This window comes from Lyngbya sp. CCY1209 (assembly GCF_055795065.1).
Window position 1 is genome coordinate 1 of the sequence record NZ_JAYFER010000324.1, and the last position, 26,809, is coordinate 26,809.

The following is a 26,809-nucleotide window of genomic DNA, read 5'->3' on the forward strand; positions in this document are numbered from 1 at the left end:
GATGGGGGCGGGGGGGGGATCGAAGGGGGATTTAGGGGGATCGACTCTATCTCATTGGAGCGAAAACCGCTATATCTATCCAATCACGATATGACAGCCCCCATTTCTCAAACCGATCGCTTGGAAGACTTTCTGGAGTTGACAGTCGGGCAGCTTTTCGGCTGGTTGAAACTGTCGGAGGGTTGATTCAAAATCGGGCGATCGCTCAATTTTGAATTGAAATCATCTGCTCTTCAGAATTGAATTGATGGTCACTGTCAGACCACAAAATTTTGTGATTTTCGATCCGGTCTTCCGGGGGACAACTTTCGTTGTAAAGGTCGATGAGTTGGGAGAGTTCCAAAATGTGGCGGCCGATAAAATCTCCGATTCCCGGCGCTTCCGACGAATTTTCGCTGACCACTTTTCCCAGCACCAACTGGTTGAGATTGAGGGATTCGTTCGGATTTTGCAGCAACCGCTTCAGCCTCAACATCAGCCAAATCAGGGGAGAATTGATAATTTTTTCGATTGATAAAATCATGTCCGGCTGCAAAACCAGGGAATATTTTTCGACCGTTTGACTCAGGGCAGTCCGAAACTCCTGGCACTCCCAAGAGAGATAATCGAGCCGGTTCAAATCGATGCGATCGAGGGAATTTTGGATCTCATTGTTGTGTGGGGAACCCATCTGACGATGATTGGCTTTGACGAATAGCGCATTGATGGCGCGGTTCACCTCATCTTCCCCGTCGGGGGCGATCTGAAAGAGATTGAGAACAAATTGAAAATGTCGGATCAGAAGTCGGCGCAAATTTTTGAGGGCGACTCGTTCCAATTTTTTATGCTTTTTTTGTTTCTCCGCTTCCATGACGCGATCGATAGAAAATAGCGCCAACAAAATCCCGGTAATTTCCGCCGCCACGTCCAGAGAAAAATTCTTCAGCCACAGGGGACTCGAATGCACCGTGAGGCTGATGATGAAGCAAATCAACAGCAAGGTGCCGAGAATCCAATAGGTCCTTTTGAGGGTGGCGATCATGTTCGATAGATTCCCAAAGTTGAGTTGAAATGGGTCGGCTATACGCGGGAAAACTCGACAATCAAACTCCCGGCTTTGAGTGCGGAAAATGTCCCAACTTAATCGAGTCTCAATTTCCGCGCCAACCCACTTTCAATTGAAAGGGCATTTGCCCAAAAACCACATCCCCCGAGAGTCTGATCTGATTGGTACGACAAATCGGCGGGAGCCGGGAACCGAGGTCGAAACATGAATCGCCCGTTATCAATGATCAACGATCAATGATCAATGATCAATTCTTCCCCCCACCCTCAAGAAAAAAGCGTATCTTCAAATAACTCCTCGCAAGACACCTGAATCACCTCCCGAAACCCCAAACTTTCCAAGTGATGTCTCCAACCCACGGGAGTATCTTCAAAAGGCAGGGTTCCCAGCACCCGGGCTACATCCGCCACCCAGGGCCGGGTGGAGATCCGATAACCCTGCCAGTTTGTCTTCACGGCAAGCCAGTCGGGCACGGCACCGCCATCGACGAATCGGGAGCGATCGTAACTCGCCCTAAAACAGTAGATTTTACCGCGTTTGACCATCGTGATGTACCTTCAATGCAACAGCGACTCGTCGGCAATTCGCGGGCACACCATCTGCCCGAAATTGCGAATCGATCCCCCCGCCTCATCTCCTGATTTTCGCTTTCAGTCGATCAAAATATCTTCAGAAGAATCATTTTCTTGGTGCTGCCAATTGATATTGGGAATGTGATTGAACGCCTGTTTGAGCGAATCCTCCCACATTTTGCGGATTTTCGCCAGGTAGGGATCTCCGAGGCGCAGGCGCAGCCAATTATCGAGCACAAAGGTATCTCGCTCGTACATCGCCAAATTGATGGGCGGCCCGACGGAAATGTTGGATTTCATGGTCGAGTCGATGGAAAGCAGGGCACATTTCGCCGCCGCTTCCAGGTGGGTGTTAAAACTCAGCGTCCGATCTAAAATTGGCTTGCCATATTTGGTTTCCCCGATTTGTAGGAACGGGGTGTCCTTGGTGGCGTGGATGAAGTTGCCTTGATTGTAAATCAGGAAAAGGGCCGGGTCTTGTCCCCGGATCTGTCCCCCCAAGAGTAAACTACAGTTGGCGTCGATGCCATCCTTCTTCAGCCTGGTTTCGTCCAATTCCTGCACCTGTCGCAGTTGACTCCCCACATAGCGAGCTACTTCGTACATCGACTCCAGATTGTGGAGATTTCTGGCCTCGTTGACTTTGAGATCCTTTTCGAGTTCGCTGACGATACCTTGGGTGATGGACAGGTTCCCGGCGGTACACAGCAAGATCACGCGATCGCCGGGATTGGAGAAGTCAAAGAGTTTCCGATAGGTAGAAATGTAGTCAACCCCCGCATTGGTGCGGGAGTCGGCGGCCATCACGAAGCCGGAACTGGTTATGATACCGAGACAGTAGGTCATCTTAAATTGTGCGTTGGGTTAGGCCCGGGTTCTGGGTGAAAAACCGAGCGACATTTGATTTTAACTGCTCGGGGATGGAGATGAGTCGAAAAATCCGGCCACATCCGTGCCGACCGGGGACTCCCCGGGTTGATCGAGCGGGGAGTCAGCGCGGGACTTATTGCCCGCCGAACCCCCCGTCAGTTGACCGGTACATCCACCACTTCGGCATCTGCGTCGGTCACTCGGGCCACTTCTGAGGGGGTGCGGCCGATGCCGCGGCGCTTGAGTTCTTCCATCACCAGGGAAGAAACCTCAGTCACCAAAAGCGTGGCGAGGATGCCGTCGTCGATCCATCCAATGACGGGGATGAAGTCCGGGGAGATATCGATGGGGCTGAGGAGATACAGCAAGGTTCCCCCGATGATCAGCCAGCGATACTTGGTGTGGCGGAGGGTTTGACGGTACCAGGTGTAGAAAGATTGAACGAAGTTTTGCATGGCCCTACTGTCGATTTCGATTGTTGTCATCTTCTACGGTGACAGGTTTTCCCGGCCGCGGGCAGTGCAGATCTTCCCCCCGCCCGGTAGGGAAGTTACGCCCGCTCAAATTCCGAAATGGCGGGGACTCGACGTGAGAGCGGGGCGATCGAGACACCCGGTGCCCCCATGAAATCCCCAAATCTTGCCTTGATCGTTGACAATTGTCAATTGTCAATTGTCAACGATCAATTCTCCAATTCCGGCGCCTGTGCGAGGACGGGGTTGATGTCGAACCAGTAATCCTTATTGTGGCGATATTCAAACACCCACAGACTCCGCAACAGGGTTTGGTATTCCGTCAGGCCGCTGAGTTTCTTGGTTTGGGCGACGTGGCGCAACAGGCCCCACTCCTCGGACTCGATCGCCAAAAGTAACTGATGGCGCCGTTGCCGAATGACATTTTCCAGCACGTCCCGGGGGATGGGCGGATCTTCCTGCTGCAGGCAACTGTACAGCAACACCAGCAGGCTCCGGACGTGGCCGCCGCTGACCGTGCAGAGGCGGTCGAGGGTGTCGGGGGCGTCGAAAATTTGCGGGACGAACGGGGCATATCCGGCCGTGTCGATGTCGGGGAAGGCTCGCACCATCACCATCTGTCTCAGGCGTTCGATTCCCGGGTGGCAGGGGTTTCCGTCGGGAAATTGGACGGGGACCATCGGCAGGGCTTTGGGATCGCTGCCGAAGCGGTTGGTGAGCCGCCCCAGGTCGCTGGAGAATATCAGGCCGAGGGGGATGGTGTAGACGACGTGACATTGGAGTTGGTTGAGTTGGTCGCCGCGGTCGATGAACAGATATTCCGGCTGCGGCCGTCCCGTGGCGCTTTTGGAACTCATGATCCGGTCGAGGTTGTCCACGATCACCACCAACCCGGCTTTCCCCCGTCGCTGGAGTTGGGCGACGGCGGGGATGAGCAACTCTTGGTTGATCGCCTCCAAGATGTTGTTGGTGCGGGGTTCGAGGTACTGCCGCAGGAGCGATCGCAGGTCCCGAGAATCTTTGGCTTTGGCCGTGAGTTGGCCGATGCCGAGGGCGAGGGAAAATTCCCCGTCGCTGCCGCCGCTGATGTCGAGGCCGGGTAAAATCAGTTCCCCTTTGACGTCGATTTGGGTGTTGAGAACGTTCATCACCCCTTGCAGGAGGGTTTTGAACCCCGTGGGTTTGAGTTGGATATTCATCCGTTCGATGCTCTCGCTCACCTGGCGGGCGATCGCCAAGAGGATGTCGGTGATATCCACATCCGCCATATCCAAATCCTTGGAGGACTCGAAATAGACGACGTGAAAACCCTCCACTTCCAATTCGGCTTTGAGCCGCAGCAACTCGGTGGACTTTCCGGAACCGATATGTCCGGTGAAGAGTTGACAGGTGGGACTCTCCGGGGAGAGGCGAGAAATGGTGCGGGCGATTTGCCCGATCAGTTTGCCGCCGCGAACGTCTGAAAAATTGATATAGTATTGTCGGTCTTCCGGGTCCGCCACATCCAGCGTTTTGGCGGGGTTGGAAGCTCTAAAAAATTTGCGTAAATTGAGTTCCATCGTTGTCCACTCAGTCGAAAGATTTTGACCCATTTTCTGTTTCGGGTCGCCGTTTGAACGATCCGCAGGCCTTGCAAAATCGACATCGGAGCGCTTCGCGCCGGGAACGGGAAAACCAGTCGGGGGTTCTCAGAGCCGGGGGGAACTTTTCATTTTTCATTTTTCATTTTTCATTTCCCCGACATCCCACCTCCCGATTCTGGGAAACCGAAAACGAAGGCGCGATCAACTCGCCAATAACTTGCCCAATGCCAATCCCAATCCGGAAATGGAAACCAATATCAAAACGGTGTAAAATTTGTTGACAGATGGGAGCAATTTTTCCCCGGCTACCATGGAGGCGACCACGCCGGAGATGACGGCGATCGCGCCCCAGGCCCCCACGATCGCGTAGAGTCCGGTTTCCGCGATCGCCTCCATCATGGCGCCCCGACCCGCCCCGGACCCGGCGCCCAACCAGGCGCCCAACCCGAATCCGAATCGGCTCCCGGTGCCCCCCGGCTTTCGGACTTTGAACAGGAGGTCGGAAATCACGCCGACCGCCCAGCCGACAAAGGCCCCGATCGCCCCGCCCAGGCAAGCTCCCAGGCCGTCTCCCGTTCCCGCCCCCGTTACCCAACCCGCGATCGCCACGATTCCGGTCAGACTCACGACCCAGAGGATCGTCCACAAGTTGGCGTCGGAACCCGCGATGGCGCCGAGGCACAGCCCCGCCATCCCCCAGGCGACCGCCGTAATCAAACCCCCGGCTTGGCTTCCAGCCATCAACCCCGCCGCCCCCCCCGCAAAGATCGACGCGATCGGCCAAGAATAGGAGTTTTCCGAGCCGTAACCGGCTAAAAGTGACAGTCCGACGCAAGCCACTCCGACACCAACCCACAGCCACACCGGAATCGATAAATATTCCAAAATCCAACCCGCCAGGCCATAGCTGCAAAAAGCCCCGGTGAGCCAACCCCAGGGAATCAAGTCGGACAGTTCCAATTCTTCCTGCGGAGGCCGAACGGGACGGGGCGGGGGCGGGGACGGGGACGGGGATGGGGACGAGACTCCCGGCGCACGGGGGCGAGACTGCCGGGGTGGCGGGGGCGGGGGGGACAAGATCGCAGGCATGGAGAAATCCGGATCGCTCAAAAGCGCCCGCAGGCGATCGTAGGCGTAGTTGATTTCTTTAATTTTCTCCTCGGCTTCGATTTGCAGGGGGGAATTTTGGGGATAGCGATCGGGATGCCACAGCAATGCCAGATTCCGATAGGCTCGTTTCACCTCTGCCAGGGAAGCGCCGCGTTTGAGGTTGAGCAGTTGATAGTAGCGATCGATCTCGTCCACGTTCTGAACTCGGAAGTGTCTGTTTCAATTGTGACCCGAATTGAGTCCGAGATGGCGGCTCAGGTGGCCGGATCGATGTCAAACACGGTGTATCCCCAGGGGGGCAGATCGAGGGACAGGCTTAGACGCAGCAAGTTGTTGCCGTCGCGATCGCGGCGGGGGGAACTCATGCGATCGCCGAAATGATACACCGGATAATTGTCGTTATCGACGGGAAGCCGCAGGCAACACCGCCCGGGTTCGGGGGCGTAATTCACCGCCACCAACAACCGCTTCCGCTTCCCGGTTTCGCTCCAAGCGAAGGCGACGAACTGATCCCAGGTGTCGTCCCCCGGTTGTGCCGGGGTACATTCGAGAAGTTGCCAGTTTCCGTCTCGCAGAACCGGAAGCCGCACGCAGGCGAGTAACTGCTCGTAAAATTGCGCCAGGGCGCGATCGCGGGCTTGTTCGGGGCTGCGACACAGGTGAATGGAAACTTTCTTCGCCCAACCCTGTAGCTGTCCCTGGTGGAAAAATCGCAACCCCGGACACAAATAAGTCAGGACTGCCGCCGCCTGGTGTTTGCCGGGGCCGAAGACGCTCACGGCGCGGGGTTCGTCGTGATTTTCCAGAAACCGCACCGATTTGTTTTGATAGTCCAAATCCGCCCAAAAATGTTCCCGCACCGGGCGGGCGTCACCTTCGCAGAGGCGATCGTAGAGTCGCTTGTCGTAAGTAAAATCAAATCCCTGCTGCTGCAATTCCCATTCCAAATCCCAATACACCTCCGCCATAAAGGTAAAGTCCGGATATCGATCGCGGACGGTGCGGATGGCGTCGGGCCAAAAAGGTGCGATCGGCCGCCCCCAAATTGGCTCGAAGATCTCCGGTAAAATCAACATCGCCATATCGCAGCGCAAACCGTCGCAGAATCCGGCGATTTTCAACAATTCCCCCAGCATGGTTTCGGGGACTTCCGGGTTGTTGTAGTTGAGTTGCAAAGTGTCCGGCCAGCCGGGAAAATACAGATCCCGGCCGTGGGCAAAAATGCGATCGCCGATTTGAAAATAATTGTGGGGTTCCCGTTCGAGATCCGCCGGAGTTCCCTGAATGTAATAATCGGGACAATCTCGCACCCAGGGCCCATCGCAGGCGGTATGGTTGGGGACGAAATCCAACATCAGTTTCAATCCCCTTTGGTGGAGGCGATCGCGCAGCCGCAGCAGGGCCCGTTCATCCCCGAGGCGATCGCTCACAGTATAGCGGGTGATAGCAAAACACGACCCGCCGATGTCCGCTTCCTCCAAATCCGGCAACAGATCGAGGTAATCCCGCCGCCAGTCCGGGTTGGCACGGGAGATCTCCCGCCCCACGGTGCCCGTTTCCCAAACCCCCAGAGTGTAGATCCAATCGAAGCCCAAATTAGCCAATTCGTCCAGATCGCGATCGGGGATATCATCCAACGTAGCGGGGCGCCCCAATTCCGCAGACAGGCGGGTGAGGGTGACGCGGGTGTTGAGTTGGTACAGGCAGGGATAAAGGGAATCTGACATATTATTAAAAATTGTGCGATCGTCGGGAATCGGAGAATTTTGCCATTATATCCATAGCGCACTCCGGGGCTAAAGCCCAACAACGAGTCAAATTTTCTCTCTGTGTCCTCTGTGCCTCTGTGGTTAATGTTCTCAATCTTTCTTTCTATCCCCACAATGCTATAGTAAAAGACACCGAGTTGCAACTGCCCGAGATGAAAGCTGTCAAACTTGGAAAATATCTCTCCTTAGAAGCGTTTTGTACCTGCACCCAAACCTATCAAAAATACCGCGATCGCATCGACCCCTACCCGCAAAGCGAAGCAACTCTAGCCGCACTCCGAGACTTGAATCGCCACATTATCGACCCGATCATCGACGAATTCGGGCGCGATCGCTTCCAACTCACCTACGGATTCTGCTCGAAAGACTTGAGAAAATATCTCGAACAAAAAGACCCGGAAACGGGGATTAAAAACGGTCGAGTCGCCCCCAATCTAGACCAGCACATGGCTCACGAAATCAACCGCAACGGCCGATATTACTGCGATCGCCTGGGTGCGTCCTGCGATTTTCTGATTCGCAATTTAAAGAGCGATCGCCTGGTGGACTGGATTCTCGATCGCGCTCTCCCCTTCGATTCGTTATATTTCTACGGGGGCGCTCGGCCCATCCACATCAGCCACGGCCCCCAGCACAAACGGGATATTTGGACGTTTACCGCCTCGGGAAAGCCGACAAAACGGGGAATTGAAAAGTGGGTTGAAACGGTCAAAAATCGGCTATAAAATTGACATTAAATTTGCTTGACATATTGGGGGATAATACCGTATAATTGAGGGTGAAACTGGGGGAAATTTCAAGATTGTCCGGAGGGAAACGGATGGATCATGACAGGTTTTCGACGGGCGATCGCGTCACCTATTGGAAACAGCGAATTGCCCAGCAAGAAGCCCAAAATGAAAACGAGGTACGGCAGGCGCGATCGGATGCGGATGCAATTGTGGAAATGCTGGCGCGTCAGTTCGGAGTGCGGCGGGTTATCCTGTTCGGGTCGCTGGTGCGGGGGCGGTTTGGCGAAACTTCTGACATCGATTTGGCAGTGGAAGGGTTGAGCAAAAAGGATTATTTTGCAGCCGTGGCAGAAGCCAATTCACTGACATCGCGATGGGTGGATTTGAAACCCTTTGAGGATCTCGAACCCCATTTTCGCCGTCGGGTATTGGAAACTGGAGACTGTATTTATGAAGCGAATATCGGCCCCTGAGTTGCGGGAGTTGGCGACGGATATCGAACTGGAGTTGGGGCGTTTGGGGCAGTTGGAAGATGCGATCGCCCGGGTGCGCCAGGAAATCGACCGCAATCCGGCACTATGGGCCATTTTTTAAGCGATCGCCTGACGAATTTGAAAAGTTGAAAGTTGTGATATAATATTCCCGGAACATTTTTTACAAATATCCGTTATTGCAATCATTTGGGTTCATGAAAACTGACACAATTACAGTCCGAGTCGATGCGGAAACAGCAAAAGCCTATGAGTCATCATCAGAAATAGAGCGTCGCAAAATTGACCTATTGCTGAATCTCAAATTGAAACAGATGGTAAAACCATCTCGTCCTTTAGAAGAAGTGATCCGGGAAATCAGTCAGAACGCTCAGAATAGAGGTTTGACACCCGAAATGCTTGAGTCGATTCTAGGCGAGTTGTAAAGTGCGCTGCATTTTTGATACCAATACATTAATTAGCGCTATTATTTTTCCAAATTCAATACCGGGAAGAGCATTTAATTTGGCACTGTCTCGCGACATTGTTTTGATTTCTGCCGGTTCTCAGCGCCGAAACGGCTGCTGGAAGGCTATGCTCGGGTTTGGCACCAGTTCGAGTCGGAAGTCCGGCAGTTTGTGGACAGGTTGCGGGAGTTGGCGGGACGGTTGGAGGAATGTTAAGTCTTGTTTCGCTGGCGGGGGGGCGATCGCATTTGCGGACAAATTGGGTATGCTCGGAGATGTAGAAGGGTATCTGACCCAATCCGCGCGATCGAGGTGTCCCGCATATGGCTGCCACAGAAAATCTGGAGTCCCTGAAGAAACAGTACGGAGAGGCGATCGTCCGCCGCATGGAGCGTCGCAAGCAACTCCAAAAAATTATGATGTTTGTGGGTGTGGTGGCGTTTATGGGGATGATGTCATCGGGTTTCGGCAAAATTTTCAAAGACGCATTGCAATCCCCCCAGTCCAACGAAGTTGAGGAAACCTCCACGGTTGCCGAGCAGTTGCGAAGCCGGGAACGGGGTTACGAGTCGGTTTTGCAGCGGGAACCGGAAAACCCGACGGCGTTGGAAGGGTTGGCTCGGGTTCGGTTGGAGCAGAATAAACTGGAGGAAGCGATCGTACCTCTGGAGAAGTTGGTGGAGTTGTATCCCGACAGAAAGGATTATCGGGGGTTGTTGAAACAGGTAAAATCAGATACCAAGTCCGCCGGTGAGAAGTAGTTCGGAGCCAGAACAATCAGATGATGCCAGAATCAACTCAACAATTAAAAACGTTATATGACACCGACTATAATCTCTGGGTTTTGGAAACGGTTCAAAAATTAGAGAGTCGAGATTTTGATGCTCTAGATTTGGAGAACTTAATTGACGAGGTATTAGATTTGAGCAGAAGGGATAAAAGGAAGCTAGAAAGTCTTTTGACGCGATTATTTGAACATTTATTAAAATTGGCATATTGGGATTCAGAAATAGATGAAAATAAAAATCATTGGAAAAGAGAGATTCGTAATTTTCGGAAACAAATTAATCGGGAACTAAAGGCGAGTCCTAGTCTTAAAAATTACCTATCAGATCGATTGAGTGAACTGTATCAGGATGCGCGAGAGTTGGTTTCTGATATCTCAGGATTACCCGTGAGCCATTTTCCTCCGACTGCGATCGCAAATTTAGAACAAGTTTTGGATGAAAACTGGTTTCCCTAAGCCAGTCAGTTCCCATTAAAATTTTATGAAATTGAGGAAAAGTCAATCATGCCGGAACTGAGACAAAAACCAGAAACTTTATATGATACCGACTACAATCTCTGGATCGATGAAACAGTTAAACACCTCGAAAATAAAACTTTTAATTTTCTGGATTTGGACAATTTGATTGAGGAAATAAAAGATTTGGGTCGGCGAGACAAGAAAAAATTAAAGAGCTTGCTGAGAAATTTGATCGAACATTTACTCAAGTTAAAGTATTGGCAGGCCGAACGGTCTAACAATCGGGGTCATTGGCAGGCAGAGATCACCAATTTTCGCAAGCAAATTCAAGATGAGTTGGAAGACAGTCCGAGTCTCAAACCCTATTTGCAACAAATCTTCGAGCAGTGTTATCAAGATGGTCGGGAAATTGCGGCGGCTCGGTCACAAATGGCAGTTGACACTTTCCCCGAAGTTCCCATCGCGGATTTGGAGCAAGTTTTGGATGAAAACTGGTTTCCTTAGCGATGGTCGCTCCTCTGTGATAATTTGAGATTGCAGAGGATATTGTTATCTTAAAAATCAACAAACTTAAAAATAAATTTAACTGAGTGTAAAATACGGAGCCAGAAAAGTGAAATCTTTTTCATTGCAGCCGGGAGATTATGTTTCACCAGGAATGTTGGTAATATTGCCAGACGAATCTTTTCCAAATTTAATTATTGGCGACAAAAGATATTCACGTTGGCGATATTCCCGAAAAGAAGTTCCCCATAATCGTTATGTCGATCGCAGATATCCAGGTGTCGGATTCCTGAACCGAGATGAAGCTCACGTTCTCTACAATACGGCCCTCAGATTTCGGGGTAAAAAAGCCTTAGAAATCGGTTGTTGGTTGGGGTGGTCAGCCTGTCACTTGGCTTTGGCGGGAGTTGAGCTTGATGTCGTCGATCCCCTGTTGGCTCAACCGGAATTTTATGAAAGTGTCAGTAGCTGTCTTAGAGCAGCTAAAGTATTAGATTTAGTCAATTTGATGGCGGGTTACAGTCCGGCAAAAGTAGAAGAATTTGCCGGTGAAATTGATTATAAATGGTCTTTAATTTTTATTGATGGAAACCATGAGGCTCCCGGTCCCCTCGATGATGCGATCGCCTGCGAAAAACTGGCCGATGAAGATGCCTTAATTTTATTCCACGATCTGGCTTCTCCCGATGTCTCTCAGGGGTTGGATTATTTCAAAGAAAAAGGCTGGAACACCATGATTTATCAAACGGCACAAATCATGGGAGTCGCTTGGCGGGGAAATGTCGAACCCGTCGAACATCAACCTGATCCGAGGGTGCAATGGTCTTTGCCGGAACATCTTCGAGGTTATGTGGTGAGCGGTTCGCGGACAGAATCACCACAAACCGGACAATGGAAAGTTGCACCTTATCGATCGCCTTTAATTCCGTTTGAGCTGACAGAAATCAACTTAATTTATTTTCCCAATTGGGAATCCGAGGAAGAAGCATCTGTCAGTTTAGAAAAAGTTATCAAAGCTGTCTTAAAATCCGAAGATCGAGATCGAATCACATTGTTGATTGAAAGCGATCGCGTTTCAGAAGAACAGGCAAATCTGTTGCTTTCGGGTGCGGTCATGCAGATTTTAATGGAAGAAGAGATCGAAATCGAAGAAGAACCGAACATCCATTTATTGAGAAATTTAAATCCGAGGCAGTGGTCGGCACTTTTGCCTCAAATTCAATACAAAATTGAATTGGAAGACGAGCCAAAAGCAGGAATAAGCCGAGCCAAAAACTTGCCGGTCATTCAAATTGCAGATTCCGAGAAAAGTTTGCAAATCGAATTATCTCCGTCACTCGAAAAATTTAGAAATCAGATCGTCCAACTGGTCGAAAATAATCCGGGTCAAATGTCTCGGGCAGAATATTCGTACATTACCGAGAGAGTTGGAGAAAAAGCACCGGGTAACTTTTTGATTTTCGGTGTCGGCAAAGATAGTCCGTTTTGGATAGAAGTGAATGAAAATGGGAAAACGGTATTTTTAGAAGACAATCAAGATTGGTTGAACCAAGTCAGGGCAAGTTGTTCGGAAATCGATGCTCATTCAGTCCGCTACAACACCACCAGAAGACGGTGGCTAGATTTGTTGGCACAACACGCCCAAGGCATCGACTGTTTGTTGATGGAGCTTCCCGATCGCATTTGGGAAACGCGGTGGGACTTTATCTTCGTGGACGCACCAGCCGGATATGCAGAGGACGTTCCGGGGAGGATGCAGAGCATATATACGGCATCGTTATTGGCCTTAAATAGCGGTCACACAGACGTTTTTGTACACGATTGCGATCGCCTTGTCGAAACTATTTACAGCGGTTATTTTCTTCATGATGAGAATCTGGTTACTCAGGTCGGAAAACTCAAACATTATCAAATTAATGATCGCAATTTAATCGATTACACAATCAATAATCGACCGCAAACCAGAGCCTATCGGAACGGCGAACAGTTAATCGCAGGACGACATTTTCTCAAAGCGATTTTTGCATTCGACCGGGCGATCGCAGACAACCCATCAGATGTTGATTCGTTAATACAACTCGGACAATTATCGGTCAAGTTGGGAGACTTAAAAGAAGCAAAACAGTTGTTTAATAAAGCCGTCAGTTTAGAACGTCGAAACCCTCTGACAATGAAAAAATTAGCCGAGGTTTTGATGGCTTTAAACGAGATTCAGGAAGCCACCAATATTCTCGAACACTTGGTACAAATAAAACCCGAAGATGTATCGCTGTGGTCTTTGCTGGAGACTTGTTATAAAAATATGAGTTGGGATGAAAAAGCAACAGCAATTGACGGTCATATTCGTGATATCAAAGCAAGTCAAAATATTAATCTCTTTCCAACCCATTTATCCGAAACAAATATCGCCAAAACTCAGCCCAAACGCATCTTGGTAATCAACAATCTCTATCCGCCCCAAGAATTGGGAGGATATGGCCGCCGGATTTGCGACTTTGCCAACGTACTCGGCAAGCGGGGTCATACAATCCACGCACTCGCATCCGATGCCCCTTATTTGGGAGAAATTAAATCGCCGGAACCGGATGTCACTCGCGAACTCTTGCTGTGTGGCACTTACGAAAATTTGCCTCCAAAACAGTTTGAAGATGAGTCGGAAGTGCGACGAATTGTCGAACATAACGATCGCGTCATCAGAGAAACAATCGAAAACTACGCCCCCGATGTTTGCTTGGTCGGGAACATCGATCTGCTCACCAATGCCGTTTTCTTACCCTTTTTAGAACAATCGATCCCAGTCATTCATTTACTGGGATTTGCTCAACCGGGATATCCCATCGATTGTACTCCCAATAGTCCTTTGTACTGGGTCGGAGCCAACAGCGACTACGGCCGACAAGGTGTCATCAAACAGGGTTATCCCCTCGACGAAATTGGCGTGGTTTATCCGGGGGCATTTGTTCGGCAGTTCCGAATGTGCTGCTTGCCCAATTTAGATAAGCTGCGGATTGTTTTCGCCAGTTTAGTGTTGCCCTACAAAGGGCCGCAAACTTTAATCGAAGCTTTGGCAATTTTACATTATGCTGGTGTAGATTTTGAATGCTCGATCGCCGGGGATGCACCCAATCAAGATTTTCTGAATCATTTAAAAACGGTTGCCAAAACTCGCGGTTTTGAAAATAAGGTTCATTTCCTGGGGTACATACCGCATAAAGAATTAGTCGATCTTTTCGCGACTCATAATGTCTTGGTTTTCCCTTCAGTTTGGGAGGAACCATTCGGGCGATCGCAAGTTGAAGCGATGGCGGCGGGGTTGACGCTGATTACCAGCGGTACTGGCGGATCGGCCGAAATTGTGGAACCCGGGGTTGGCGGGTTGACGTTTCCCCCCGGAAATGCTTTTGCTCTGGCGGAAGCGTTGATGGGTCTGACCAAAAATCCCGAGGCATGGAAACAAATGGCGATCGCGGGTCAAAAACGAGCCGAATTATTCGATATCGACCGTTCCATCGATTTTTTGGAAGAAAAATTCGAGGAACTGCTGCGAATTCGAGATAATGATGTCGAGTTTTTACAAAGAAAATATTTGCCGGATTTGCAAGAACGGCTACGACTGAGAGAAACAAATCTAATGATTTTCCCGGATTGGTCACGGCCTGAAGAGTCCTTGGCTCTGGAATTGCAAGCGGTACTCAAGGCGATCGCATCTCGTTCCGATCACAATGAGATTACCCTTTTGGTAGACTGTCGCAATATTTCAGAACAAGATGCAGATATGGCTTTATCCAGTGTCGCCATGAATCTGATGATGGAAGAAGATTTGGATGTTTCCGAAGGGCCGGAAATCTCAATTATCGGCCAGTTGAGTCAAGTGCAGTGGCAAACGCTTTCGAGCGTCGTCAAGGGTAAAATTGACTTGGAGAATGAAAATCGAGATGCGATCGTCGAAACTCAATCACAAAATCTACCATCAATTATACTATGAGTAACCTGAATCATTTAAAAGTTGAATTCTGACTTAGCGAGGTTTGTTTAAGACTGCATCATATTCTGTAGGGGTTAGGACATATTTAATGTCAATCAATTGCCGTTGATAATCTATGCTAACAATGAGTCGATATTTATTTTCCTTGATATTAAATACCGTAAAATTACCAACAGCTTCTGCCGAGGGAAAAACAGATTGTACCTGAAGCAAATTTGACCAATTAGCCTTACTGGCTACTTTAGACCAGCTATCTAGCTTGAAAAAGCCAGACGAAATTACACAGGGTTGGGATAATCACCCCCGCATTCGGAAATAGCACCTGGACTGTCTGCATCTTCTTTTGCCTCTTCCGACTCACAGATTATGCTTTGGGAACTCAATACACCATCGGCATCTGTCAAAAAGACTACCCCTGCGTATGCTTTCAAACCATTTGCTGCTTGATCGGTCCAGGCAACGGCTCCACTATTACCACCAATGATTTGCCCTTCCAGATTATAAGTATAGTTGGCAGTCGCTGTTCTGATGCCGAGTCCTAACTGTCCAATTTGACCTAGATCTGTGATAAACTCACCGTTTTCAACGTAGTATGCTTGCTGACCTTTGTTAATGGAAGCGAGGTACTGCTTGGCTTCGGACTGCTTGGCTTTGTTGGCTTGGTTCAAGAAGGAGGGCAGAGCGATCGCGGACAAAATACCGATAATGATAATTACAACCAACAGTTCGATCAGGGTGAAACCACCGTCTCTTTTCTTCTGGGAAATGTGTGGCAGAAATTTGGCTTTAAGTTCACTCTTCATCATGGTTTCTCCTTGGGTTAAAAGAGGTTATTTGTTGTCCCTAATTTAAGAAATGTTATCGTTTTTTTCCTTCCTGGACGGAGGTTTGTATAGAGACTCTTGGATAGAGAGTTAAGTCGAACTGATCACGAATGTTTCGTTGTAGACGTGATTCATTTTTGACGGACATTCTTATTCACTATTTTAATTCAGTAATAAAGTTTAAAAACTGTTGTTATCACTCAAATTTAACTCTCAAGATACTGCATCCACATTTGCTGATAGGCTTTCTCCATTTCGCGGGTAAATTGCTGACCGTTCCACAAAGGAGCAGTTTGCTTAGATTGGCGTAACTTCCAGAATATTTCCTGACGAAGTTTTTCGTTTTTACCTAAGCGAATTCCCCACTCAACATACTCTTCATCAGTCCAAGCAATCCCTTCGGTAATGCCAGCATTGAGCATCATTGTATAGCTATTGCGGGCTGCGAATTGTTCACCCACTCGTGTCACCATCGGAATGCACATCCACAGGGTTTCCATTGTTGTTGTAGCCCCATTATAGGGATAAGTATCCAGAACAACATCTGCTATTTGTAAATTGGCTCGATGAATTTCTTCTGATTGAACTCGTGGCAGAAATTTAATTCTTTCCTTCTCGATTCCCTGTAGATCTGCCATATCAAAAAAGAAGCGATTCAAAGATTCTTGTTCACCAAATCCTTTGACCATAAAATAACTGTTAGGAACTTCTCTCAAGATTTCTAGCTGTAGATTGGCAATGTGGGGATTATACTTAGGCCCTCTTTGAGCGCCCAAGTAGACAATAGCATCATCAGGAATACCTAAATCAACACGGGTAATCGTTGGGACGGATATTTCAAAACCATCGACGGCTAAATAAGTTTGAGGCAATCTCCAGATTGTTTCTTGATAATGGTTTTGAGCATCTTCGGGTAAAACATAAGGGTCGGCAATAAAATAATCAATGGTTGGGACTTCGGAAGCGTCCCAACCCAGCCATGTCACTTGTATGGGTGCCGGTTTGAGTGCTAAAATCCCACAAATTGTATTTGAAGTTAAACTATCCAGATCGACCAAGATATCGAGTCGATCAGAGTTGATTTTGTCGGCCAATTCTAATTTAGGTAAACTATATTGATATACTTCGTCTGAGTGAGCCATATACCAATCTTTAATTGGGTCGCGCACGGCTTGAGATGTTTTCATATATGTATAAATTTCAAACTTATCGCGATCGCAATGTTTGAATAAAGCGCGAGATAACCAACCGACAGAATGCCTCTTAAAACAAGTGGAAATATAGCCAATTTTGAGTTTTTTTCTGCTCGGAAAATTTGCTTTTAATAAGCTAATATTTTGATTTTTAAACTTTTCAATTCGGTCGGGACAAGCCATTTCAACGTTGGATTGACACAACTGACTGAGTTTTCTTCTAATTTGAATATTGTTTTGGGGATGATCTTCAATATAGGGAAAATAAAAAGATGCACTGTACAGCCCCATAGAAATTTCGGAAGTCCCCAAATTCTGAGGATTTTCGGCAAGCACTTGGTCGATCAATAATTTATGCTGTTCAATCAAAGGAAATAGTTCATCCCAAAGCCCACCTGCACTCATCATGCTTTTTATAATAACTAAACTTTGAACAAGTTTTCCAGCCGCGGTAGCCGCAGCCGAATACGCAAATTGAGCATATTGAATCGCCTGGGAATAGTTACCCGTCTCGGTGAATAAGTTAACAATAGGATTGAGTAATTTTAAATTTTTAGGGTCAACCTGTAAGCCAACTTTACAAAATTCAATGGCTGTCAAGTGTTGATGTGCATGGGCTAACTCACAGTTTAAATCTAAAATAATTTTGATGAACGCTTGACTCTCTTTAACATGAGGGGCGATCGCTTTTGTCAATTCTAAGGACGATGGCTCTAAGTCTGCAACTTTGACAACTCGATCCCAGACATGAATTAATAAATTTTGATTTAAATCTTCAGGGGAGGTGCAATTTTGTAACCGATCGATTATTTGATAATCGGCTAAGGTTTCATTGGTATAAATGTCAATTTCAATGGACAAATCAACCAAATGAAGTAAATTATTGATATCGGTAGGATTCAGTTCCCTAATCTGTTGGCGAATCACCCATGCCAATTGATAATTCTCGAATTTGACCTGACGATTTGCTTCTTTATTGAGAATGCCAATTAATTCAGCATTCCAATCATCAATTTTGGCGGCATCTTCCTCGGCGAGTGCCAACAACCAGGTCATTTGAGATTCTTCCTCTTGACCTTGCAAGAGAAACATCAAGCCGAGATAAAAATAATAATATCTGTTCTCTGGTTGTGCCTCAATTGCCGATTCATAATAGCTAATCGCCTCTTCATATTGGCGATTTTCCAAAAATTTTTCTGCCCGTTCGTGTATTGCTACAATCCAATCACTATTCATTATCAAAATTTCCCTATTTCTTTAATTAAGTGGTTGCTAATATGTCAAAAAAACGTCGATATTAAAATCATTATTTATTGTTCTCCCGTCATATATATTTCCCACATTTTCTGATAGGCTTCTTCCATTTGTCGTGCGAACTTATTGGCATTCCATAAAGGTGCGGTGCGTTTGGACTGTCGCAACTTCCACGATACTTGTTTTCGCAAATCTTCATCCCTTCCCAAACGAATGCCCCACTCTACATAATCTTCATTACTCCAGGCAATGCCTTCGGTAATTCCCGCATTCATCATCATGGTATAACTATTGCGAGATGCAAATTGTTGTCCGACTTTCGTGACAATGGGAATACCCATCCACAGGGTTTCTAATGTTGTTGTTGCACCATTGTAGGGATAAGTATCCAGAACCACATCTGCAATTGCCAAATTTGCCCGATGGGTTTCTTCCAAACCTACGCGATTAATAAAACGCAATCTATTCCGACCGATACCCTCCCCTTCTGCCAATGCACAAAATAAATGACTGATAGATTCCTGTTCGCCAAATCCCTTGACGATCAAATAACTATTTGGGACTTCTTTAATAATTTGTATTTGTAGCTTTGCCATCTCAGGATTGTACTTGGGGCCTCGTTGAGCACTCAAATAGACAACGGCATTTTGGGGAAGGTCGAGATCCTCTCGTCGCAAACTGGGAAGGTCTACCTCAAAGCCGTCCACGGCGATATAGGTCTGAGGTAGTCGCCAGATTGTCTCTGGATAATAGTCCTGGGCATTTTCTGGCAAAACGTAGGGGTCGGCGATAAAATAGTCAATTGTCGGTATTGCAGAGGCATCCCAACCCAGCCAGGTCACTTGTATGGGGGCAGGTTTGAGTGCCATAATTGCACAGGTATTGGTTAAAGTTAGGCTATCAAGATCGATCAGAATATCAATTTCATCTTCATAGATTTGCTCGGCGACTTCTGTACTCACGATTCCATACTGATAAGCCCGATAGACGTGCTTTACATACCAGTCTTGCAGCAGATCTTGTCGATTTTCTGCGGCCAGTAGATAAGCATAAACTTGGAATTTTTCACGATCATGATGTTTGAAAAGCCCGCGAGATAACCAACCGACTGAATGCCGTCTCAAGCAATGAGAGACATAGCCAATTTTGAGGGGTCGGTTAAAATTATTGGGCGATTTTTGTTGCCCATGTCTGGATTGATATTTGGTGATAGTTTCCAGATGATTGGTGGCCAAATTTTTCTGGCAGAAATCGGAAACTTGGCATCTGATCTTTATATTGGCTGCTGGGGTGTCTCTAACATAGGGAAATAAAAAACTCGAATTGTATAATGTGATGGCCGATTGCCCCAAATCGAGCGCAGGATTGAGAAAGAGTGAGTCGAGCAGTGACTCTTGATTTTTTAGCGCATTTTTAACTTCACTCGTACATCCTCCTTCGGCCATTAGGCCATTTATAATCAACTGATTTCTGGGAATTTTTAAATGGGGTAGGTCAGTCAAATTGTAACAATGCTTGGCGTATTCAATCGCCTCTTTATATTCATTCAATTGAAGACTAAAATCCGCTATTGCCCGCAACACCTCCTCATGATCGGGCGCCATCTTCAAAAATAATTCCCCATAGCGCTTGGCGATACTTAGGCGGTTAAAAGAATAGGCAATCTCGTATAACATCGGAGTTACACTTGTGACAAACTCCGGTTGCTTTCCTACATGATGAATGCAGGTGCGGGCAAATTCTAAAGATGTCGGATGGATCGGAGCGGCAATTAAAAGTTTTTTCCAGACGTGCAGAATTAAATCGAGATTGACATTAATCGATTCGTTTTGAAACAAAGAAATCAGACCGAATTCTGCCAACTGATTTCCCGTATAAGTTTCCAGAGTAATTGATAAATCAATTAACTGCAATATATTATTAATATTGATCGGATTAATTTCTCGGATGTGTTGGCGAATCATCCAAGCCACGGAATAATCTTCTAAAGAACTCCGGCGATTTGCTTCTGCATCCAAAACCTGAAGGAGTTCTATTGTCCATCGTTCCATCTGCTCGGGGTTGCCATCGCTCATGGCAAATAGCCAAGTTGCCTGTGCTTCTTCCTCTTGACCTTGCAACAGTAATATTAAACCCAACTGCCAGTAATTAGATTTGCAATCGGGATTATTATTAATTGCTTCTTCACATAAACTTAAAGCTTCTTGATAATTTCCTTCCCGAAAACAAATGTCTATTTCGGATAATCCAGATATTGAATGGTTGGATGAATCATTATTAATCATAATGCCAATAATTCATTCAATGAAAACTATAAATCAATAATTTTTAATACAAAATAGGTAGCACTGATGTACTACCTATTCTTTCAAGATGCAAGGATTTTTTGCATTGTCTGGTTTGATATTGACAGGGACGACTTCCTAGATGTACTAGATGTATAACCCCTGCAAACCGTAACTACTCAAACGCCATTCAGTGGTCAGATTGGTAATTGTGTCATCCATCAAATTACAATGCTTCAAAGTTGGCACCACACAGGCTATTCCCAGCAGTAAAACCGGCAACTTGATCCGCAGAAGTGGACTCACAGATGATGCTTTGACTGGTCTGAGAATCACCGGCATCAACCAAAAATACCAAGCCACCATATCCACGAAGACCAGAGGCTACTGCAGTTGTATTGGCGGCAGATCCTGCTGAACTTGCAGCCAGGCCATAGGTATAGTTTTGCGTTGCAGTGGCGATGCCGAGGCCCAACTCTTCGATTCCCGTTGCAAAATCCGAATTTTCTACAAAGTAGGCTTGCTGACCTTTGTTGATGGATGCGAGGTACTGCTTGGCTTCAGATTGCTTCGCTTTGTTTGCCTGGTTCAAGAAGGAAGGCAGGGCGATCGCGGACAAAATACCGATAATGATGATTACAACCAACAGTTCGATAAGGGTGAAACCACCTTCTCTTTTCTTCTGGGAAATGTGTTGCAGGAATTTGGCTTTTAGTTCGGTCTTCATAATTGTTTCTCCTCGGGGGAAAGAGGTTTATTTGTTTTCCGTAGTTCTAACTTACCCGCCCCCCCACCGATTCATATCACCTCGCCCAAAATTTTTTTTTCAACCCCCGCCCCGATCGCCCCAACCCTCACCCAGCGGGCAGATCCGGTGATAAGCTAAAAATCGGACACCCACGGAACCCCACCCAGATGGACAACAAATTCGGATTTCTGCTCAAAATCGCCCTCCTCTCCCTCAGCATCTCCCTGCTGATCAAATATGTCGGCCCCCTCCTGGCCATCCCCGGCACCGACGCGATCGCTCTATTTGCCGTCCTCCTCCCCTCCTCAGTGCTGGCGGTTCTGCTGGGGATGCGATCGCGGGCACAGATATAAGGTATAAGGTGGACGGACACCGGACTCGACAATACCAGCCCTCGGCGAGGGTAAGGACGATCGCACCCATCAATCCCCTCAATACTCAACTGTGGGGGCAACCTTACAGGGTTGCCCACCAACACGCCTCCACCTTGTCAAAACCGATACCGCAGATCTAATGTATTCAGAATCAGCAATTCACAAATGAATTGATAATTATCAATTGTCAATTATCAATTGTCAATTCCCATGAACCTCGGTCAGTCGATCGGCTTCGCGGCTTTTCTGGCCGCCATGTATATCCTGTGGCAGGTCCGACAAGCCCTGCTGCTAGTCTTCGCCGCCGTCGTCCTCGCCACCGCCCTCAACCGCCTCACCCGCCAACTGCAAAAACTGCATTTGCGGCGATCGCTGGCCGCCTTCCTCTCCGTCAGCCTATTCTTCCTGGCGATAGTCGGTTGCTTCCTCCTGGTCGTCCCCCCCCTGATCGACCAATTTGAACAACTGGCCAACCGAGTCCCCGCCGGCCTCCAACAGGGATTGCAACAACTCAACTTCTGGCTGGACTACCTGCGGACCCACCTCAAAGGCCCCCTGCGAGAGTACCTGTCCGAGCTCAACCGGGAAGTCCGACAAATTCGGGTCGATCAGATCGTCGAACAACTGCAACTCCTGGGAAATCAAGCGATCGGGGGATTCGGTGTCGTCGTCGAAACCACCGTCGGCGGGTTGGTCAGCCTGCTGTTAGTGTTGGTCCTCGCCCTGATGCTCCTCGCCAACCCCCGGGCCTACCGCCGCACCACGTTGCGGATGATTCCTGCCTTCTACCGGCGGCGGATGGACGAAATTCTCGATCGCTGCGAAATTGCCCTGGGCCGCTGGGTGGTCGGCGCCGTCCTCAACACCCTCGTCGTCACCGTCGCCACGTTGATCGGGTTGTGGATACTGCGGGTCCCCCTCGCCTTCGCCAACGCCATCCTCGCCGGCGTCCTGAACCTGATCCCCAATATCGGACCGATCCTCAGCGTCATCCCCCCGATGGCGATCGCACTCCCGGACTCCCCCTGGAAAGCCATGTTCGTCCTGATTTTGTACGTCCTCATCCAACAGGCGGAAACCGCCGTCGTCATGCCCTATCTGATGGCCCAACAAGTCTCCCTCCTCCCCGCCGTCACCCTCCTGGCCCAGGGCTTCTTCCTCACCTTCTTCGGATTTTGGGGGCTGTTCCTCGCCCTCCCCCTGGCCGTCGTCGGACAAGTCCTGATCCAAGAAATCCTGGTTCGCGATATTCTCGATCGCTGGGATACCCCACCCCCTCGCCAATTCGACCCCGTTCCCGAGTCCGAGTCAAATGCGATCGACCCGGAAGGGGGAGAATCGCGAATCGATGATGTTAAAAATGGGGGGTAAACTATCCAGCATCGAGTAGTATTGAATCGGGTCCAGTCCGGCGATCGCCTCAAAGTCCGCCTTTTCAGGGGGGATAATGGGGGATCGGATGTATCCAATCGGATTAAAAACCGCCATCAAAAAATATGAAATTCAATCCATTCATTTTATTCACATTTTTAGGATTGGTCGGATTCACCTTCGATCCGCCCATCGCCTCTGCCGGTGTCGGGGCGATCGTCGAAGACAAAAGGGCCTTGGACGAACCCGGTTTGTACCTCGCCACTGCAACTTTAGAATACGACGATGGCGACGTTTTGACCGCCGATTTTCGGATCTACTGCCCGACGGTAATGATCCGTCCCACCAACTATGTTTTGGCCGATCGCGACGGCAATATCAAACGGCAAGGAGACTGGTGGGAACCGGCCTTCAAAGCCGAGTATTCCCCGGAAACAATGCTGGTCGAGGAGGTGTGCGGCCCTTGATTTTCAATCACTTTTCCCCTTCCCTTCCGCAGATTTCGCAGATGACGCAGATTCCCGATATTTTATAAGGACATAAAAGATCGAAAATTGTCGGGGCAAATGCCATTCACCCTCCCTATTCCCTATTCCCGACTCCCTATTCCCTATTCCCGACTCCCTATTCCCTATTCCCGACTCCCTATTCCCTATTCCCGACTCCCTATTCCCCATTCCCTACTCCCCCCCATGAGAACGATCGCCGAAATTAACGACAAAATTAATAACCGAAAAGCCGTCGTCCTGACCGTCGAAGAACTCAAAGCCCGAGTGGCAGAGGTCGGCGTCGCCCAGGTCGCCCGGGAAGTGGATGTCATCACCGCCGGAACCTTTGAACCGATGGAATCTTCGGGGGCGATGATCAACCTCGGACATACGGACCCCCCCATCAACATCCGCACCTGCTGGCTCAACGGCGTCCCCGCCTACAGCGGCTTCGGGGCAGTCGATCTCTACATCGGCGCCGGTCAGATGGTCAAGGAGGGGGACGAACCGGGGGAACGGGGCGGGGGCCACGTCATCGAAGACCTGATCGCCGGCAAGACCGTCCACCTGCAAGCCGTCGGCATCGCCTCGGACTGCTACCCCCGCAGTTCCTTTGAAACCTCCGTCAGTCGCGATACGATCAACCAGTTTTACCTGTTCAACCCCCGCAACCTCTACCAAAATTTTATCGTCGGGGTCAACGGTGGCGATCGCCTTTTGTGTACCTACCTCGGTCCTTTACAGCCGTTTCTGGGCAACGCCGTTTACTCCAACCCCGGGGCGATCGCCCCCCTGTTCAACGATCCGGAACTGAAACTCGTCGGCATCGGCACCCGCATCTTCCTCGGCGGCGGGGTCGGCTACATCACCTGGGAGGGAACCCAGCATTTCCCCCTACAGAGGCGCCTCCCCAACCAGACCCCCATCGGTCCGGCGGCTACCCTGGCGGCGATCGGGGACGCCAAGCAGATGAACCCCTATTGGGTGCGGGGCTGCTATTTCAAGAACTACGGCCCGTCCCTGATGTTGGGCATCGGCGTGCCCCTGCCGGTCCTCAACGAGGAAGTCGTCCTGCAAGCCTCCGTCCGCGACGAGGATATCGTCGCCCCGGTGGTCGATTTCGCCATCCCCCGCCGGGTTCGCCCCACTTTCGGTCTGGTCACTTACGCCCAACTCAAGAGCGGTCGGATTCAGATCGAGGGGAAAACCGTCCGCACCGCCCCCCTGGCGAGTATCGCCCGTTCCCGCGAGGTGGCGGAGGAGTTGAAGGGGTGGATCGAGGCGGGGACGTTCACCTTGACGGAACCCGTGGCGTCCGTTCCGATGGATCGCTCTTTCGTCCCCCAGGATATCTGGGGCTCCCAAATTCGCCTGGATTAGATTAGATGCGGTTATGTTTTCGTCGATTTCGATTGAAATGTTCGATTAAATTGTTAAATTTTGTGTGAGAATGATTCCCATTGTCGCCACGAAAAACCGTCACTTGACAGGATTTTTCTCATTTGCTAAATTAATTGAAAATGCGATGATACCTTTCTTGTATCCAGATCCGCTTAAATTCGATCAATCTGAGGGCGCGATCGCCCCAAACCCCGATCCGACCGTTTCCAGTTCCGGGCTATCCCGCCGCGATCGCAACCCCTACTCCTGTCGCAAAGAAACGAGTTTTTTCTGTCCCAAATTGCCGGGGCTTGACAAAATCAAATAATTGTGCTATTCCCGAGTCCGTGGATGAATATCGCAATTTCAATTCCCCATTCCCCATTCTCCCTCTCGCAACGGTGCGATCGCGGGGATAATCCGCGAATTATCCCCACTCAAATCAACTACTCTTCAGTTTTGGGCGGTTTGCGTCGCACGGGCTTGGGGACGGGCGAACCCGGGGAGGAGGTGCGGCGTACTCTAGTATCCTGGCGGGAGGGGCGGGAGAAATTCTCCTTCGGTCTTCGCCTGTTGAAGGGCTTTTTACCCCCCCGCTGCGGAGCCAGGGACCCGATATCGTGGCTTTCCTCGATCACCAGATCGCTTCCATCCAGGCGGGCATGGAGATCCCAAAAATGTCCGACGGGTCGCAGCCCCGCTATCCCCGACAACTTCAACTTGAAGAACTTGGGTTTTTCGTTCTCCTTGCGGGAAGATTGGCGAATTTTGATGATGGTGTACCGATTCTCATCCTGGGACTGGTAAACCACCTCTCCGCGAATCGAAAAATAGCCGTGTTCGATATCCGGCAGAGCCTGGGGTCCGAAAGAAATCATTTCGGGCCGGTCTTCTTCCGCCTCCGAATCGGCGGCCGAATTGCCATTGGGGAGTTCCGGGGAAGACTCATCCTCTTTTTTGAGGGTTTCCGGCTCCCAAATTCCCATAATTTGAACGTGAAGGTCTTCTTGCTTCTGTCGGGTGCGGGGATAGACGACCCAGAGATGTTCTTGTTCTAAATCGACGTGTTTTTTGACCAAACTCATCACCCGCCCGAGGAGGACGGCATCAATTTCAGTGCCCTCGACGGTTTGGAGGATACCTTGGGTGAACTGTTCGTCCGACGCCTTGTAGCAGCCCCGCACCAAACCGATCGCCCGATATTGGCGGGGTTCGCTCGGAGAGGGGATGGGGTGAAACCCGGAAGGATTGGCATCGGACGTTTCGTCCGGTTTGCCCTCCGTGGGAGAAGCTGGGGACGGTTCGGCGGCTCCCTCCGGGGGGGGAGGGGGCGCGGCGGGTTCCGGTTGGGAATGCTCCGCCTCCGGTTCGATATCCACGGTCTGATCTGGAGTGGGTTGAGAATCAATATTGGACTCGTCGGGTCGTTCCGGTGGGAACGGCGGAGAATTTGGAACTTGGGGGGGTTGATTCGGAGAAGGACTCATAAAACCTCTTACCAGGGGAGACACATCCCATGCAGGAATTTGCATGATGTTGCAGGTGGCACTAGCCCTTCGCACCCGGTCTCAATTGATGCGGGAGTCGCCTCCGCCGGTATTGTCGCAACAGTCGCCATCCGGAAACTTCGGACGGGACCGCGACATTCCGGCAGATACCGAACCGACATCAACGCGGACAAACCCATCGGTGGCTGGGATGGGTCGGGCGATCGGGCTCAATCACGGTGATTGTTCGTGCCGTAACAATTCAGCCAATCTGCCTATTGTACTGAATCCCATTTCTCGACGGACAAATCCGCAACCTTTGAGGAATCGAGTCCACAATTGTACTCAAATTTCTCTCTAATTTGTTTTGTCCGATCGCAGACCGGAGAAAACGATGGGGCGGATTGCCGAGGCACGTCTGCTACTATATTAGCTGCAGTGCGATTCGTTCAGGAACGAAATAGGGCTGAAATGCCCGAAATAACTTCCTGGTAAGGCTTTCTTCCCCTTGGATGGATATAAGGGACGCACCCCTGACCAGCCTTATAACTGTCTGTATGTTCCGAAGTTTGGTATCACA

25 protein-coding genes are annotated in these 26,809 nt (G+C 49.4%); 12 read left to right on the top strand and 13 right to left on the bottom strand.

Features of this window, described 5'->3' with window-relative positions; genetic code table 11:
- Positions 1 to 205: 205 nt before the first annotated feature.
- The 7 genes from AC0QHF_RS09350 to AC0QHF_RS09380 all read right to left on the bottom strand — a co-directional run bounded on the left by AC0QHF_RS09350 (position 206) and on the right by AC0QHF_RS09380 (position 7,380).
- Positions 206 to 1,021: a hypothetical protein gene (locus AC0QHF_RS09350; protein WP_324703935.1), complete on the bottom strand. Its 816-nt coding sequence runs from the start codon at positions 1,019 to 1,021 to the stop codon at positions 206 to 208.
- Positions 1,022 to 1,311: 290 nt separating this feature from the next.
- Complete coding sequence (locus tag AC0QHF_RS09355) at positions 1,312 to 1,590, bottom strand: hypothetical protein (protein WP_324703936.1); 279 nt, start codon at positions 1,588 to 1,590, stop codon at positions 1,312 to 1,314.
- Between the two features lie 105 nt (positions 1,591 to 1,695).
- Positions 1,696 to 2,463 carry a proteasome-type protease gene (locus tag AC0QHF_RS09360; protein ID WP_324703937.1) on the bottom strand — a complete coding sequence of 256 codons (768 nt, stop codon included), beginning with the start codon at positions 2,461 to 2,463 and terminating at the stop codon, positions 1,696 to 1,698.
- A 179-nt stretch (positions 2,464 to 2,642) separates the two neighbouring features.
- Positions 2,643 to 2,942 carry a YkvA family protein gene (locus AC0QHF_RS09365; RefSeq protein WP_324703938.1) on the bottom strand — a complete coding sequence of 100 codons (300 nt, stop codon included), beginning with the start codon at positions 2,940 to 2,942 and terminating at the stop codon, positions 2,643 to 2,645.
- A 227-nt stretch (positions 2,943 to 3,169) separates the two neighbouring features.
- Positions 3,170 to 4,519 (bottom strand): ATP-binding protein, encoded by a 1,350-nt coding sequence (locus AC0QHF_RS09370; RefSeq protein ID WP_324703939.1) that lies wholly within the window; start codon positions 4,517 to 4,519, stop codon positions 3,170 to 3,172.
- Positions 4,520 to 4,744: 225 nt separating this feature from the next.
- Positions 4,745 to 5,848, bottom strand: coding sequence for a J domain-containing protein (locus AC0QHF_RS09375; protein ID WP_324703940.1), 1,104 nt, complete (start codon positions 5,846 to 5,848; stop codon positions 4,745 to 4,747).
- Positions 5,849 to 5,907: 59 nt separating this feature from the next.
- Positions 5,908 to 7,380 (bottom strand): alpha-amylase family glycosyl hydrolase, encoded by a 1,473-nt coding sequence (locus tag AC0QHF_RS09380; protein WP_324703941.1) that lies wholly within the window; start codon positions 7,378 to 7,380, stop codon positions 5,908 to 5,910.
- A gap of 194 nt (positions 7,381 to 7,574) precedes the next feature.
- On the opposite strand from AC0QHF_RS09380, the gene AC0QHF_RS09385 reads away from it, so the two are divergent.
- From AC0QHF_RS09385 to AC0QHF_RS09420, 8 genes are all read left to right on the top strand, one after another.
- Entirely contained in the window at positions 7,575 to 8,147 is a 573-nt protein-coding gene (locus AC0QHF_RS09385; RefSeq protein WP_324703942.1) for a hypothetical protein, read from the top strand.
- Positions 8,148 to 8,242: 95 nt separating this feature from the next.
- Positions 8,243 to 8,626, top strand: coding sequence for a nucleotidyltransferase family protein (locus AC0QHF_RS09390; RefSeq protein ID WP_324703943.1), 384 nt, complete (start codon positions 8,243 to 8,245; stop codon positions 8,624 to 8,626).
- Positions 8,604 to 8,747 (top strand): hypothetical protein, encoded by a 144-nt coding sequence (locus AC0QHF_RS09395; protein WP_324703944.1) that lies wholly within the window; start codon positions 8,604 to 8,606, stop codon positions 8,745 to 8,747. Before AC0QHF_RS09390 ends, AC0QHF_RS09395 begins: the two co-directional genes overlap by 23 nt.
- A 94-nt stretch (positions 8,748 to 8,841) precedes the next feature.
- A complete protein-coding gene (locus AC0QHF_RS09400) occupies positions 8,842 to 9,069 on the top strand; it encodes a hypothetical protein (protein ID WP_324703945.1) in 228 nt (75 codons plus the stop codon).
- A gap of 344 nt (positions 9,070 to 9,413) precedes the next feature.
- On the top strand, positions 9,414 to 9,851 hold the full coding sequence (locus AC0QHF_RS09405; RefSeq protein ID WP_324703946.1) for a tetratricopeptide repeat protein: 438 nt from the start codon (positions 9,414 to 9,416) through the stop codon (positions 9,849 to 9,851).
- Positions 9,852 to 9,874: 23 nt separating this feature from the next.
- Entirely contained in the window at positions 9,875 to 10,333 is a 459-nt protein-coding gene (locus AC0QHF_RS09410; protein WP_324703958.1) for a DUF29 domain-containing protein, read from the top strand.
- A gap of 48 nt (positions 10,334 to 10,381) precedes the next feature.
- A complete protein-coding gene (locus AC0QHF_RS09415) occupies positions 10,382 to 10,840 on the top strand; it encodes a DUF29 domain-containing protein (RefSeq protein WP_324703947.1) in 459 nt (152 codons plus the stop codon).
- A gap of 166 nt (positions 10,841 to 11,006) precedes the next feature.
- Positions 11,007 to 14,825, top strand: coding sequence for a TIGR01627 domain-containing protein (locus AC0QHF_RS09420; protein ID WP_324703948.1), 3,819 nt, complete (start codon positions 11,007 to 11,009; stop codon positions 14,823 to 14,825).
- Positions 14,826 to 14,858: 33 nt separating this feature from the next.
- Here AC0QHF_RS09420 and AC0QHF_RS09425 read toward each other — a convergent pair whose 3' ends face one another.
- The 5 genes from AC0QHF_RS09425 to AC0QHF_RS09445 form a co-directional block, all read right to left on the bottom strand.
- A complete protein-coding gene (locus AC0QHF_RS09425) occupies positions 14,859 to 15,104 on the bottom strand; it encodes a type II toxin-antitoxin system HigB family toxin (protein ID WP_324703959.1) in 246 nt (81 codons plus the stop codon).
- Positions 15,104 to 15,628, bottom strand: coding sequence for a type IV pilin-like G/H family protein (locus AC0QHF_RS09430; RefSeq protein ID WP_324703960.1), 525 nt, complete (start codon positions 15,626 to 15,628; stop codon positions 15,104 to 15,106). The genes AC0QHF_RS09425 and AC0QHF_RS09430 overlap by 1 nt, the downstream gene beginning before the upstream one ends.
- A 227-nt stretch (positions 15,629 to 15,855) precedes the next feature.
- On the bottom strand, positions 15,856 to 18,078 hold the full coding sequence (locus AC0QHF_RS09435; RefSeq protein WP_324703949.1) for an O-linked N-acetylglucosamine transferase, SPINDLY family protein: 2,223 nt from the start codon (positions 18,076 to 18,078) through the stop codon (positions 15,856 to 15,858).
- Between the two features lie 74 nt (positions 18,079 to 18,152).
- Positions 18,153 to 20,381 (bottom strand): O-linked N-acetylglucosamine transferase, SPINDLY family protein, encoded by a 2,229-nt coding sequence (locus AC0QHF_RS09440; RefSeq protein WP_324703950.1) that lies wholly within the window; start codon positions 20,379 to 20,381, stop codon positions 18,153 to 18,155.
- A gap of 226 nt (positions 20,382 to 20,607) precedes the next feature.
- On the bottom strand, positions 20,608 to 21,108 hold the full coding sequence (locus AC0QHF_RS09445; RefSeq protein WP_324703951.1) for a type IV pilin-like G/H family protein: 501 nt from the start codon (positions 21,106 to 21,108) through the stop codon (positions 20,608 to 20,610).
- A gap of 188 nt (positions 21,109 to 21,296) precedes the next feature.
- Between AC0QHF_RS09445 and AC0QHF_RS09450 the strand changes: the two genes are divergently transcribed.
- The 4 genes from AC0QHF_RS09450 (at position 21,297) to AC0QHF_RS09465 (ending at position 24,742) form a co-directional block, all read left to right on the top strand.
- Complete coding sequence (locus tag AC0QHF_RS09450) at positions 21,297 to 21,482, top strand: hypothetical protein (protein WP_324703952.1); 186 nt, start codon at positions 21,297 to 21,299, stop codon at positions 21,480 to 21,482.
- A 231-nt stretch (positions 21,483 to 21,713) separates the two neighbouring features.
- On the top strand, positions 21,714 to 22,874 hold the full coding sequence (locus AC0QHF_RS09455) for an AI-2E family transporter (protein ID WP_324703954.1): 1,161 nt from the start codon (positions 21,714 to 21,716) through the stop codon (positions 22,872 to 22,874).
- A gap of 125 nt (positions 22,875 to 22,999) precedes the next feature.
- Positions 23,000 to 23,341 (top strand): hypothetical protein, encoded by a 342-nt coding sequence (locus AC0QHF_RS09460; RefSeq protein ID WP_324703955.1) that lies wholly within the window; start codon positions 23,000 to 23,002, stop codon positions 23,339 to 23,341.
- 225 nt (positions 23,342 to 23,566) lie between these two features.
- Positions 23,567 to 24,742 carry a homocysteine biosynthesis protein gene (locus tag AC0QHF_RS09465; protein WP_324703956.1) on the top strand — a complete coding sequence of 392 codons (1,176 nt, stop codon included), beginning with the start codon at positions 23,567 to 23,569 and terminating at the stop codon, positions 24,740 to 24,742.
- A 446-nt stretch (positions 24,743 to 25,188) separates the two neighbouring features.
- Here the strand turns inward: AC0QHF_RS09465 and AC0QHF_RS09470 are convergent, their stop codons facing one another.
- Complete coding sequence (locus tag AC0QHF_RS09470) at positions 25,189 to 26,229, bottom strand: hypothetical protein (RefSeq protein ID WP_324703957.1); 1,041 nt, start codon at positions 26,227 to 26,229, stop codon at positions 25,189 to 25,191.
- Positions 26,230 to 26,809: the final 580 nt, after the last annotated feature.

Coding starts and splice junctions, on each gene's coding strand:
- AC0QHF_RS09350 (WP_324703935.1), bottom strand. CDS start 1,021: ATGATCGCCACCCTCAAAAGGACCTATTGGATTCTCGGCACCTTGCTG.
- AC0QHF_RS09355 (WP_324703936.1), bottom strand. CDS start 1,590: ATGGTCAAACGCGGTAAAATCTACTGTTTTAGGGCGAGTTACGATCGC.
- AC0QHF_RS09360 (WP_324703937.1), bottom strand. CDS start 2,463: ATGACCTACTGTCTCGGTATCATAACCAGTTCCGGCTTCGTGATGGCC.
- AC0QHF_RS09365 (WP_324703938.1), bottom strand. CDS start 2,942: ATGCAAAACTTCGTTCAATCTTTCTACACCTGGTACCGTCAAACCCTC.
- AC0QHF_RS09370 (WP_324703939.1), bottom strand. CDS start 4,519: ATGGAACTCAATTTACGCAAATTTTTTAGAGCTTCCAACCCCGCCAAA.
- AC0QHF_RS09380 (WP_324703941.1), bottom strand. CDS start 7,380: ATGTCAGATTCCCTTTATCCCTGCCTGTACCAACTCAACACCCGCGTC.
- AC0QHF_RS09385 (WP_324703942.1), top strand. CDS start 7,575: ATGAAAGCTGTCAAACTTGGAAAATATCTCTCCTTAGAAGCGTTTTGT.
- AC0QHF_RS09390 (WP_324703943.1), top strand. CDS start 8,243: ATGGATCATGACAGGTTTTCGACGGGCGATCGCGTCACCTATTGGAAA.
- AC0QHF_RS09395 (WP_324703944.1), top strand. CDS start 8,604: ATGAAGCGAATATCGGCCCCTGAGTTGCGGGAGTTGGCGACGGATATC.
- AC0QHF_RS09400 (WP_324703945.1), top strand. CDS start 8,842: ATGAAAACTGACACAATTACAGTCCGAGTCGATGCGGAAACAGCAAAA.
- AC0QHF_RS09405 (WP_324703946.1), top strand. CDS start 9,414: ATGGCTGCCACAGAAAATCTGGAGTCCCTGAAGAAACAGTACGGAGAG.
- AC0QHF_RS09410 (WP_324703958.1), top strand. CDS start 9,875: ATGCCAGAATCAACTCAACAATTAAAAACGTTATATGACACCGACTAT.
- AC0QHF_RS09415 (WP_324703947.1), top strand. CDS start 10,382: ATGCCGGAACTGAGACAAAAACCAGAAACTTTATATGATACCGACTAC.
- AC0QHF_RS09430 (WP_324703960.1), bottom strand. CDS start 15,628: ATGAAGAGTGAACTTAAAGCCAAATTTCTGCCACACATTTCCCAGAAG.
- AC0QHF_RS09435 (WP_324703949.1), bottom strand. CDS start 18,078: ATGAATAGTGATTGGATTGTAGCAATACACGAACGGGCAGAAAAATTT.
- AC0QHF_RS09440 (WP_324703950.1), bottom strand. CDS start 20,381: ATGATTAATAATGATTCATCCAACCATTCAATATCTGGATTATCCGAA.
- AC0QHF_RS09445 (WP_324703951.1), bottom strand. CDS start 21,108: ATGAAGACCGAACTAAAAGCCAAATTCCTGCAACACATTTCCCAGAAG.
- AC0QHF_RS09450 (WP_324703952.1), top strand. CDS start 21,297: ATGGACAACAAATTCGGATTTCTGCTCAAAATCGCCCTCCTCTCCCTC.
- AC0QHF_RS09455 (WP_324703954.1), top strand. CDS start 21,714: ATGAACCTCGGTCAGTCGATCGGCTTCGCGGCTTTTCTGGCCGCCATG.
- AC0QHF_RS09460 (WP_324703955.1), top strand. CDS start 23,000: ATGAAATTCAATCCATTCATTTTATTCACATTTTTAGGATTGGTCGGA.
- AC0QHF_RS09465 (WP_324703956.1), top strand. CDS start 23,567: ATGAGAACGATCGCCGAAATTAACGACAAAATTAATAACCGAAAAGCC.
- AC0QHF_RS09470 (WP_324703957.1), bottom strand. CDS start 26,229: ATGAGTCCTTCTCCGAATCAACCCCCCCAAGTTCCAAATTCTCCGCCG.